This window comes from Methylobacterium sp. P5_C11 (assembly GCF_054049775.1).
The window spans coordinates 36,490-46,733 of record NZ_JBFULS010000047.1 but is presented as its reverse complement, the minus strand read 5'-3'; the positions used below and the strand labels follow the sequence as shown (position 1 = coordinate 46,733).

The 10,244-nt window shown below is 71.7% G+C and carries 10 protein-coding genes; 4 read left to right on the top strand and 6 right to left on the bottom strand.

What is annotated here, in order from left to right; translation table 11 throughout:
- From ACXJKQ_RS21000 to ACXJKQ_RS20990, 3 genes are all read left to right on the top strand, one after another.
- Window positions 1-784: thermonuclease family protein (locus tag ACXJKQ_RS21000; protein WP_457107647.1), on the top strand; the 784-nt coding region annotated here is incomplete at its 5' end.
- Between the two features lie 5 nt (window positions 785-789).
- Window positions 790-2,274: a M48 family metalloprotease gene (locus ACXJKQ_RS20995; protein ID WP_457107646.1), complete on the top strand. Its 1,485-nt coding sequence runs from the start codon at window positions 790-792 to the stop codon at window positions 2,272-2,274.
- A gap of 73 nt (window positions 2,275-2,347) precedes the next feature.
- Window positions 2,348-3,028 (top strand): glutathione S-transferase family protein, encoded by a 681-nt coding sequence (locus ACXJKQ_RS20990; RefSeq protein ID WP_457107645.1) that lies wholly within the window; start codon window positions 2,348-2,350, stop codon window positions 3,026-3,028.
- A 22-nt stretch (window positions 3,029-3,050) separates the two neighbouring features.
- Here the strand turns inward: ACXJKQ_RS20990 and ACXJKQ_RS20985 are convergent, their stop codons facing one another.
- The 5 genes from ACXJKQ_RS20985 to ACXJKQ_RS20965 form a co-directional block, all read right to left on the bottom strand.
- Window positions 3,051-3,206 (bottom strand): hypothetical protein, encoded by a 156-nt coding sequence (locus tag ACXJKQ_RS20985; protein ID WP_457107644.1) that lies wholly within the window; start codon window positions 3,204-3,206, stop codon window positions 3,051-3,053.
- Window positions 3,207-3,281: 75 nt separating this feature from the next.
- Entirely contained in the window at window positions 3,282-3,719 is a 438-nt protein-coding gene (locus ACXJKQ_RS20980; protein ID WP_457107643.1) for an EamA family transporter, read from the bottom strand.
- 205 nt (window positions 3,720-3,924) lie between these two features.
- Window positions 3,925-6,192, bottom strand: a complete 2,268-nt coding sequence (locus ACXJKQ_RS20975; protein ID WP_457107642.1) for a xanthine dehydrogenase family protein molybdopterin-binding subunit — start codon at window positions 6,190-6,192, stop codon at window positions 3,925-3,927.
- Window positions 6,193-6,199: 7 nt separating this feature from the next.
- Window positions 6,200-7,207: an FAD binding domain-containing protein gene (locus ACXJKQ_RS20970; protein WP_457107641.1), complete on the bottom strand. Its 1,008-nt coding sequence runs from the start codon at window positions 7,205-7,207 to the stop codon at window positions 6,200-6,202.
- Window positions 7,204-7,728 (bottom strand): (2Fe-2S)-binding protein, encoded by a 525-nt coding sequence (locus ACXJKQ_RS20965; protein ID WP_457107640.1) that lies wholly within the window; start codon window positions 7,726-7,728, stop codon window positions 7,204-7,206. Before ACXJKQ_RS20965 ends, ACXJKQ_RS20970 begins: the two co-directional genes overlap by 4 nt.
- A gap of 274 nt (window positions 7,729-8,002) precedes the next feature.
- On the opposite strand from ACXJKQ_RS20965, the gene ACXJKQ_RS20960 reads away from it, so the two are divergent.
- Window positions 8,003-9,388, top strand: coding sequence for a M20/M25/M40 family metallo-hydrolase (locus ACXJKQ_RS20960; RefSeq protein WP_457107639.1), 1,386 nt, complete (start codon window positions 8,003-8,005; stop codon window positions 9,386-9,388).
- 12 nt (window positions 9,389-9,400) lie between these two features.
- Here the strand turns inward: ACXJKQ_RS20960 and ACXJKQ_RS20955 are convergent, their stop codons facing one another.
- Window positions 9,401-10,105, bottom strand: coding sequence for a nucleotide-binding protein (locus ACXJKQ_RS20955; RefSeq protein ID WP_457107638.1), 705 nt, complete (start codon window positions 10,103-10,105; stop codon window positions 9,401-9,403).
- Between the last annotated feature and the right edge of the window lie 139 nt (window positions 10,106-10,244).

Genomic DNA, 10,244 nt, shown 5'->3' with positions numbered 1-10,244 from the left:
CGCCGCGGCGTCGACGCCGTCGGCCCGGGCCGCGCCGCGGACCAGCGGCGCCGCGTGCGCGGCTGGACCCGCGCGGGTCGAGGCCGTGGCGGGAATCGGACCCCGGGGGGAGATCCGCCTGGAGTCGGGCGCCCGGGCGGTGCCCGATTCCCTGCGGTGGCCGGACGCGCCGGCGGCTGCCGCCGCAGCGCAGGCGTGGCTCGAGGCCTGGCGGGGGGCCAGCGTCACGGTGGTCCCCCGCGGGCAGCCCGACCGCTGGGATCGGGAGCGGGCCGATATCCTGACCGCCACGGAGGACGGGGATCTGGCGGGCGCCCTCATCGCGGCGGGGCTGGCCTTCGCGGACGCGAACGAAGCCGATGCGCTCTGCCGGCCCGCCCTGCGCCTCGCGGAGGCCGCCGCCCGGAGGCGCGGGCTCGGCCTCTGGCAGGAGCCGCTCCCGGCGGCGCAGGACGGGGCGGCGCTCCGGGCGCGGGCCGGCCAATTCGTAGTCGTGGAGGGCCGCGTCCGCCACGTCGGCGAGCGGGGCGCACGCACCTATCTCGATTTCGCCGCCCGCGGCACGGACGGCCTGACGGTGACGGTATCGAAACGCACTTGGCGAATGATGCGCGCCCGTGGTTTGAGTGCGACCTCGCTCGAAGGCCGGCGCGTGCGGGTGCGCGGCCTCCTGGAGGTCTGGCGCGGCCCGACCCTGGAGGCCGCCGCCGACGCGATCGAGATGCTGGAGGAGGCGGACCGGCCGGAGGCCGATCCGGACGGGGAACGGGGATTGCGGCGCTGATCGCGATGGGCGGGATCACGGGGCGAATCATCGGACGGCGCGTCCACGGGGCGTGGCACCGTCCGTGCGGGCTGGCGGCGCTCGGCGGGCTGGCCCTGCTGCTCGGCGCCTGCGTCGCCGACCAGACCGACGCGACCGTGCGGTCGGCCGTGGTGCGGGTGCCCGCGGAGGCGCCGCGCACCACCGGCCGCGAGCGCGCCGCGGATGCCGACCACCTCAAGCTGGTGGCCTCCTTCGGGGGCGGGGCACGGGCGCCCAACGTGACGCGGATGCTCACGGAGGTGACCGACCGCCTCGTGAAGGCGAGCGACCGGCCCGACCAGTCCTACACGGTGACGCTCCTCGACTCGCCCGCGGTCAACGCCTTCGCGCTGCCGAACGGGCGGCTCTACGTCACCCGCGGCCTCGTGGCCCTGGCGAGCGACACCTCCGAGGCGGCGGCCGTGCTGGCGCACGAGATGGCCCACGTGACCCTCAACCACGCCACGGCCCGCAGCGAACTGGAGCTGCGCTCGGCCCTGGTCAGCCGCGTCGTGGCCGACGTGCTGAACGATCCCGATACCGGCGCGCAGTTGCAGCACCAGTCGCGCTTCGCCCTGGCCCGCTTCTCCCGCGAGCAGGAGCTGGAGGCGGACGCCACCGGCGTGCGCACCCTCGCGAAGGCCGGCTACGATCCGTTCGCGGCCGGCCGCTTCCTCACCGCCCTCAACCGCTCGACGGGGTTGAAGGCCGGCAGTACCGGCGAGCCCGACATGCTGGCGACCCATCCGGGCACGGTTGAGCGGATCACGCAGGTCACCCGGGCGGCGCGGCGCATCGGCGCACCGGGCATCGGCACCGACGACCGCGCCTCGTACCTCGCGGCGGTGGACGGGCTCGCCTACGGCGACAATCCACGCGACGGCGCCGTGCGGGGCCACCGCTTCATCCATCCCGGCCTGGGCATCGCCTTCGAGGTGCCGGAGGGCTTCACCCTGGAGAACACCCGCGCGGCGGTTCTGGGAACGACCCAGGACGGCAGCCGACGCCTGCTGTTCGACCAGATCGAGGCCAAGGACGGCCAGCCCCTCGACGCGGTGCTGAAGGCGAGCTGGAACGACGCCTTCGACCCCGCCGGCTTCGAGACCCGTGAGGTCGCCGGCCATCCGGCGGCCTTCGCGCTGTCGCGGGGCAAGGACTGGACCTTCCGCTTGGCGGCGATCCGGATCGGCGAATCGACCTTCCGGATGATCATGGCGGCCAAGGGGGCCGCTGATCCCGATCCGGCCTTCCGCCGCTGGGCCGCAACCCTCGTCGCCGTATCACCCGACGAGACCGTCCTGCATCCCCTGCGGCTGCAGGTGGTTCAGGCGACCGCGACCAGCGCCGAGGACCTCGCCCGCCGCATGGCGGTGCCGGACCGGGCGCTCGACCGGTTCCTGGTTCTCAACGGGCTGGAACGGGGCGCCCCGCTGGTGCCGGGCCGCAGCTACAAGATCGTGGCGGAATAGCCGCCCTGCGCGGCTGCGGCTTGTGCGGATGCCCGACCCGGACATCCTTCCGACCTCGTTCAGGGAGAGCGCCGTGATTCGATTCTTCTACAATCTCAGCCCCAACCCGATGAAGGTCGCCCTCTGCCTGGAGGAGATGGGCCTGCCCTACGAGCCGGTGCCGGTGGACACCCGCAGGGGCCAGCAGTTCGATCCCGCCTACACGGCGGTCAACCCGAACGGGAAGGTCCCGGCGATCGTGGACGGCGACGTGACGGTGTTCGATTCGAACGCCATCCTGCTCTACCTCGCGGGCAAGACCGGCCGGTTCCTGCCCGAGGGCGAGCCGGTGCGGGGCGAGATGCTGTCCTGGCTGATGTTCGTGGCGACCGGCATCGGCCCGTTCTCCGGCCAGTGCGTCCATTTCCGCCACTTCGCGAAAGACGGCGGCGCCTACGCCACCGAGCGCTACGTCTTCGAGGCGCGCCGCCACTGGGGCGTCCTCGACCAGCGCCTCGCCGGCCGCGCCTACATGCTGGGCGACACGTACACGATCGTCGACATGGCGGTGTGGGGCTGGGCGCGCATGGTGCCGTTCGTGCTCGGCGAGACCGCCTTCGCGGATCTGCCCAACGTCAAGCGCCTCCTCGACACGCTCAACGCCCGGCCGGCCGCCCAGGCCGCCGAGGCGCTGAAGGGGCGCCATGCCTTCAAGGCCGAGATGGACGACGAGGCCCGGGGGTTCATGTTCCGCGCCACGCAGGGCGCCGCCTGAGCCGCGCCCGCCGCCCTCCGCCTCAGGGCGCGGGGGCGGTCACCATGAGCATCGGCAGGGTGACGGAGAGCGTGCCGGGGGGCACCCGCTCGGTGCCGAGCGTCAGGCAGGCGGCGAAGCCGAGACCGAGGGCGAGACCGAGAAGCGAGGTCTCGAATCCGCGGTAGACCCAATCCATGGCGGTCCCCTTGCGTGAGGAGACGTCAGGATGCGCTCGCCGGGTTAACGGATCGGCGCGCCGGCGCGCACTCCCTCACCAGCCCGAGGCGACGAGGGCGGCACCGGCGGCGATGAGGCCGACGCCGGTCCAGGCCGCGAGGCTGAGGGTTTCGCCGAGCAGGCTGGTGCCGAGGATCGCCACCAGCACGACGCTCAGCTTGTCGATCGGCGCGACCCGGGCGGCATCGCCCAGCGACAGGGCGCGGAAGTAGCAGAGCCAGGACGCTCCGGTGGCGAGTCCCGACAGGACGAGGAAGACGAGGCTGCGGCCGGAGATCTGGGCGAGGCCGCCGGCCTGACCGGAGCCGACGACGATCGCCCCGGCGAAGACCAGGATCACGGCGGTCCGCACGAAGGTCGCGACATCCGACGGGACGCCCGAGACGCCGACCTTGGCGAGGATCGCGGTCAGTGCCGCGAAGGCCGCCGCGGCGAGCGCCCAGAAGCGCCAGGATTGCAGCAGGTGGCTCACCGGGATTCCGTGTCGGTTCTCAGGGCAACGGGCGGTCGCATCATCGTCCTTGCGAGCGGAGCGAAGCAATCCAGGGTCGCGCCATGCTCAAGGATGTCGCGTCGCCCTGGGTCGCTTCGCTGCGCTCGCGATGACGGAGCGGTCCAGCGCGATCCGCGTTCGACTCCTTCCGAACTGTCAATGTTTCCTGTGAAACGCTCGCCGTTCACAGGAGCTTGTCGATGGTGATCGGCAGATCGCGCACCCGCTTCCCGGTGGCGTGGAACACCGCGTTGGCGATCGCCGCCGCCGTGCCGACGATCCCGATCTCGCCGAGGCCCTTCACGCCCAGCGGGTTCGCCTTGTCCTCCTCGTCCACGAAGATCACGTCGATATCGTAGATGTCGGCGTTCACCGGCACGTGGTACTCGCCGAGATTGTGGTTCATGAACCGGCCGACCCGGTGGTCGAGCATCGACTCCTCCTCGAGCGCCGAGCCGATCCCCATCACGACGCCGCCGAGGATCTGGCTGCGCGCGGTCTTCGGGTTCAGCACCTTGCCGGCCGCGATCGCCGAGACGATGCGGGTGACCCGGACCTGACCCAGTTCCGCGTCGACCTTCACCTCGGCGAATATCGCCGAATGCGTGTAGGCCTCGTATTTCTGGTTGAAGTCCTTGTCGGGCCCGGCCTGTTCGACCGCCTCGACCTTGTCGATTCCGGCCGCCTGCAGCACGGCAACGAGCGACACGCTGCGGCCCGGATCGCCCGCGACGGAGATGTGGCCGTCCGCGAACACGGCGCGGTCGAAGTCGACGTTGGCCAGGGGCGAGTTCTCCATCGCGCGGGCGAGCTTGAACACCTGTTCGCCGACGTTGCGGCAGGCCTTCATCACGGCGGTTCCGGAGGAGGCCGCCGTCCAGGAGCCGCCGGCGACCGGCGCCTCGGGCAGGCTTGTGTCGCCGAGCTTGGTGGTCACCGCGTCCATCGTCAGGCCGAGGGTGTCGGCGGCGATCTGGGTGAGGATCGTGTAGGTGCCGGTGCCGATGTCGCCGGTGGAGTTGCCCACCGTGAGGCGGCCGTCGGGCGTCAGGGTCGCGATGGCGCTCGACTGCATCATCATCGATTCCCAGATGCCGGTGGCCACGCCCCAGCCGACGAGTTCCCGGCCGTCCCGCATGGAGCGCGGCTCCGGATTGCGCTTGGCCCAGCCGAAGCGTTCGGCACCCTGCGTGAAGCAGCTCTTGAGCTCCTTCGAGCCGAAGGGCTTGCCTTTCGCGGTGGCGTCGGACTCGGCGTAGTTCTTCAGCCGCAGGGCGATCGGGTCCATCCCGGTCGCGTAGGCGAGCTCGTCCATGGCGGTTTCGATGCCGAAGACGCCGGTCACCGCGCCGGGGGCGCGCATGTCGCCCGGGGTGGCGGTGTCGAGCTTGGCGAGTCGGTAGGTCAGGGCGACGTTGTCGCAGCGGTAGAGGACCCCCGACCAGTTGACGATCACCTCCTGGTAATCTTCGAAGTTCGAGGTGCCCTGCACGGCGTCATGCCGCAGGGCCGTCAGCGTGCCGTCAGCCTCGGCGCCGAGCGCGATCGTCTGCAGCGCCTCGCCCCGGTAGGTGAAGGACCACATCTGGTCGCGGGTCAGGGTGACGCGGACCGAGCGCTTCAATTCCTGGGCGGCCAGCATCGCCAGGAACGCCTGGTATTGCGGACGCAGGCCGGAGCCGAAGCCGCCGCCGAGATAGGGATTGAGCACCCGGACCTGGTCGGGCTTCAGGCCGAACACGTTGGCGAGGTACTGCTGGCTGTTCGAGACGCCCTGGATCTTGTCGTAGACCGTGTAGGTCCCGTCCGCCTCCACCACCACCGTGGTGGCGTGCGGCTCCATCGGGTTGTGGTGCTCGTTGGCCAAGCTGTAGCCGCCCTGCACGCGGATCGGCGCGCTGCCGAACGCCCGGTCGGCGTCGCCCCACGGAGCCGGCGGCGGCTTGATGCCCTCGCGCTTGGTGGGCGGATCGTAGGCGTCGCCGCGCACGGCCTTGAGGTCGGTGACGGGCTCCTGCATCGCGTAGCCGACGCGGACGAGGGAGGCGGCGTAGCGCGCGGTCTCGAAATCCTTCGCCACCACCAGGGCGACCGGCTGGCCGCTGAAGACGATCAGGTCGTCGTAGAGGGCGCGGAACGGCGAGCCGGGGGGCGCGACCGCGTCCTGGAAGTTCTTGTCGCGCCACGCGGTGCGCGGCCGGTTCTCGTGGGTGATGACCTTGAGGACGCCCGGCACCGCCTCGGCCTCGGCGGACTCGATGGCGGTGATCCGGCCCTTGGCGATGGCGCTGGACACCACGTAGCCGTAGGCGAGACCGGGCGCGGCGAACTCGCCCGCGTATTTGGCGAGGCCCGTGACCTTGGCGGGTCCGTCGACGCGGCTGCGCGGGCTGCCGACGAAGGTGTCGCGGCCGGTGGAGCTGAAGGTCTGCGGACTTGAGGTGTGAGTCATGGCGGGCCTACTGGATGCGCTTGTCGCTGAGCGACTGGGGCGTGCCGGCGGCGGCCTGTTCGAGGCCGCGCACGATGGCGCGCCGGGCGAGATCGATCTTGAAGCCGTTCTCCGATTGCGGCTTGGCCGCGGCGACGACGAGGTCGGCCGCCGCCTGGAAGTTTTCGCGAGTCGCGGGCTTGCCCTCCAGCAGGGCCTCGGCCTCGCGGTTGCGCCAGGGCTTGTGGGCGACACCGCCGAGCGCCAGCCGGGCGGTCTTCACTTGGTCGCCGTCGAGTTCAAGCCCCGCCGCCACCGAGACCAGCGCGAAGGCGTAGGACAGGCGGTCGCGCAGCTTCAGGTAGGTGTAGTGCTGCGGGAAGCGGCTCTCCGGCAGGTCGACCGACACGATGATCTCGCCGGGGGCGAGGTTCGTGTCCCGCTCCGGGGCATCCCCCGGCAGGCGGTGGAACTCGGAGAACGGGATTGACCGGTCGCCCTGCGGCCCGGTCACCTGCACGGTGGCCTCCAGGGCGGCCAGGGCGATGCACATGTCGGAGGGGTGGGTGGCGATGCAGTGCGCGCTCGTCCCGAAGATCGCGTGGATGCGGTTCGTCCCGCCGATCGCCGGGCAGCCGGAGCCGGGCGCGCGCTTGTTGCAGGGCGTGGCCGTATCGTAAAAGTAGTAGCAGCGGGTCCGCTGGAGCAGGTTGCCGCCCGTCGAGGCGGCGTTGCGCAGCTGCGCCGAGGCGCCGGCCAGGATGGCGTTGCGCAGGAGCGGGTAGCGCGCCGCGACCCGGTCGTCGTACGCCACTGTGGCGTTGGTGGCGAGCGCCCCGATCCGGAGGCCGCCCCCGTGATCCTCGATCCGGTCCAGGGGCAGGCGGGTGATGTCGATCAGCCGGGCCGGCTTCTCGACCTCGTACTTCATCAGGTCGATCAGGTTGGTGCCGCCGGCGATGAAGCGCGCCCCCGCCCCGAAGGCCTGCACCGCCTCCGCCACCGTGCCGGCGCGGACATAGTCGAAGCGGTTCATCGGGCGGCTCCCTGCATGACGTCCTCGATGGCGTCGACGATGTTGGTGTAGGCGCCGCAGCGGCAGAGATTGCCGCTCATCGCCTCGCGGATCTCGTCCCGGGTGTGGGCGTGGCCCTCGTTCATCAGGCCGACCGACGAGCAGAGCTGGCCCGGCGTGCAGTAGCCGCACTGGAAGGCGTCGTGCTCGATGAACGCCTCCTGGATCGGGTGGAGGGCGTTGCGGCCCGCCCGGTCGCCGAGGGCGGCGAGGCCCTCGACGGTCGTGATCTCGGCGCCGTCCTTCATCACCGCGAGCGTCAGGCAGGAATTCACCCGGGTGCCGTTCACCAGCACCGTGCAGGCGCCGCACTGGCCGTGGTCGCAGCCCTTCTTTGTGCCGGTGAGGTCGAGCCGCTCGCGCAGGAGGTCGAGGAGCGTGGTCCAGGGGGCGACCTGGAGTTCGCGCCGCTGCCCGTTGATCGTCAGCGTGATGCCGATCGGCGTATCCGCCGACACCGGCGGCTGGGTCTCGAGGCGCATGATGTCGTCCACGGTCGGGGCCGGCCGGGGCCGGGCGGGAACGGATCGGCCCAAGCGGCGACCGGGAGGGACGTGCGGGCGCCGGCCCGAGGGCTTCGGTCGATAACCATTCCAATCTGCGCCTGTTCCGGTGCGCTCCGTCTCGACCACGGATCGACGGCGCCGCCGCGAAGGGGCATGGGATCAATCAACGTGTGCTCCGACGTTGCCCGCGCCGCCCCGCCTCGGCTAACCCTCGTTCCCGCAGAGTTCACGCCGCACCCCGGAGCCCCCGATGGCCGCGCTCGACGCGATCCTCAACGACATCGACACGGATCTGGAGAACGCCCTGGAGCGGCTGTTCGCCTTCCTGCGGATCCCGTCGATCTCCACCGATCCCGCCTATGCCGGCCCGTGCCGGGAGGCCGCCGCCTGGCTGGCCCAGGACCTGACCGCGCTGGGCTTCGAGACCTCCGTCGAGGAGACCTCGCTCCATCCGGTCGTGCTGGCCCACAGGCCGAAGCCCGGGGCGCCCCACGTCCTGTTCTACGGGCATTACGACGTGCAGCCCGTCGATCCGCTCGATCTCTGGACGACGCCACCCTTCGAACCGCACCTCGCCGACGACGGCCAGGGCGGCAAACGAATCGTCGGGCGCGGCGCCTCCGACGACAAGGGTCAGGTGATGACCTTCGTGGAGGCCTGCCGGGCCACCATCGCCATGCACGGCGAATTGCCATGCGGCGTCACGATCCTGATCGAGGGCGCCGAGGAGAGCGGCTCGCAGGGCCTGCCGGAATGGGTCGCGGCGAACCGCGACAGGCTCGGCTGTGACGTGGTGCTGGTCTGCGACACCGGCATGTGGGACCGGAAGACCCCGGCCATCACCTCGTCGCTCCGTGGCCTCGCCTATTTCGAGGTGAAGGTCACCTGCGCCGACCGCGACCTGCATTCGGGCTTCTTCGGCGGCGCCGCCCGCAACCCGATCCATGTGCTCGCCAAGATCATCGCCGACCTGCACGATGCCGACGGGCGGGTGACGATCCCAGGCTTCTACGAGGGCGTGCACGAGCGCCCGCCGGAGGTCCTGGAGCAGTGGCGGGGCCTCGGCCTGACGCCGGAGACGCTGCTCGGCCCGATCGGCCTGAAGGAGCCCGCGGGCGAGCGCGGGCGGATGCCGATCGAGCTGGTGCAGTCGCGCCCCTCCTGCGACGCCAACGGCATCATCGGCGGCTATACCGGCGAGGGCACCAAGACGGTGATCGCCTCCACGGCCTCCGCCAAAGTCTCGTTCCGCCTCGTGGACGACCAGGATCCGAAGCGGCTCGCCGAGGCGTTCGAGGCCTTCGTGCGCGCGCGGGTGCCGGCGGACTGCCGGGTCGAGGTCATCACCTACAAGGGCTCGCGGGCGATCAGCCTGCCCTTCGACATGCCGCAGCTCGGTGCCGCCAAGGCGGCGCTGCAGGACGAGTGGGGCGTGCCGGCGGTGACCGTCGGGGCCGGCGGCTCGATCCCGATCGTCGGCGACTTCAAGCGGATCCTGGGGCGCGACACCCTGCTGATCGGCTTCGGCCTCGACGACGACCGGATTCACTCGCCGAACGAGAAGTACGACCTGACGAGCTTCCACAAGGGCACGCGCTCCTGGGCGCGGATCCTGGCGGCCCTGGGCCAAGGCTGATCTCGGCTGATCTCAGCGGGCGGGGGCCGCTCGCATCTTGCCGTCGATCCAGGCCCAGAGCGCCCGGACCTCTTCGGCGGCCGGGCTGCCGGGGGCGAATTCCGTGACGCCGAGCCCGGTCGCCAGGGCGTCCTGGTGGTCGACCCGGTGGATGATCCCGGGCTCGGCCAGGACCCCCAGCGCCCGCAGCTGCGCCGCGTAGGCGCTGGTGCGCGGCGAGGGCGGCGGCGGGCACTGGTTCAGCACCAGGGCCAGCCGCTCCCGCAGGCCGAGGCCGACGAGGGCCTGCAACGTCGGCCGGGCGGCCACGATGTCGAGCCGGGAGGGCCGGACCGGCATCAGGACGAAATCGGCATCCTTCAGGGCGGGCGCGAGCCCGGCGGCGCTGCCGGCCGTGTCGAGGACGGCGAGCGTCGTGCCCTGCTCGGCGAGGATGCCGAGGATCTCCGAGAGCTGGCCCATCTCCCAGGGCTGGACCCGGTCGACCGCGACGGACTCGCCCGTCCGCAGGGAGCCCCAGCCGGCGAGCGAGCCCTGCGGGTCGAGGTCGAGCGCGGTCACGCGCTCGCCCGCCTCCGCGGCGGCGACCGCCAGAGACGCCGCCAGGGTGGTCTTGCCGGTGCCGCCCTTCTGCACCGCCATCGCCAGGACCCGCAGCGTCCCGTCGCGCCGCCGCGGTGCGATGTCCGGCTCCCGTCCGGATCCTTCAGGATCCATGCGCGTCCCACCTCTCCGATGTCGTGCCCGGGCCATCGCGACCGGTTCGGCTCGGCGCGGACCATGGCAGAGCTTGTACCCCCGGTGGCTCACCTCCGCGCGCCCGCCGCGCCGATCGTAGGCCGGACATCATGACGGT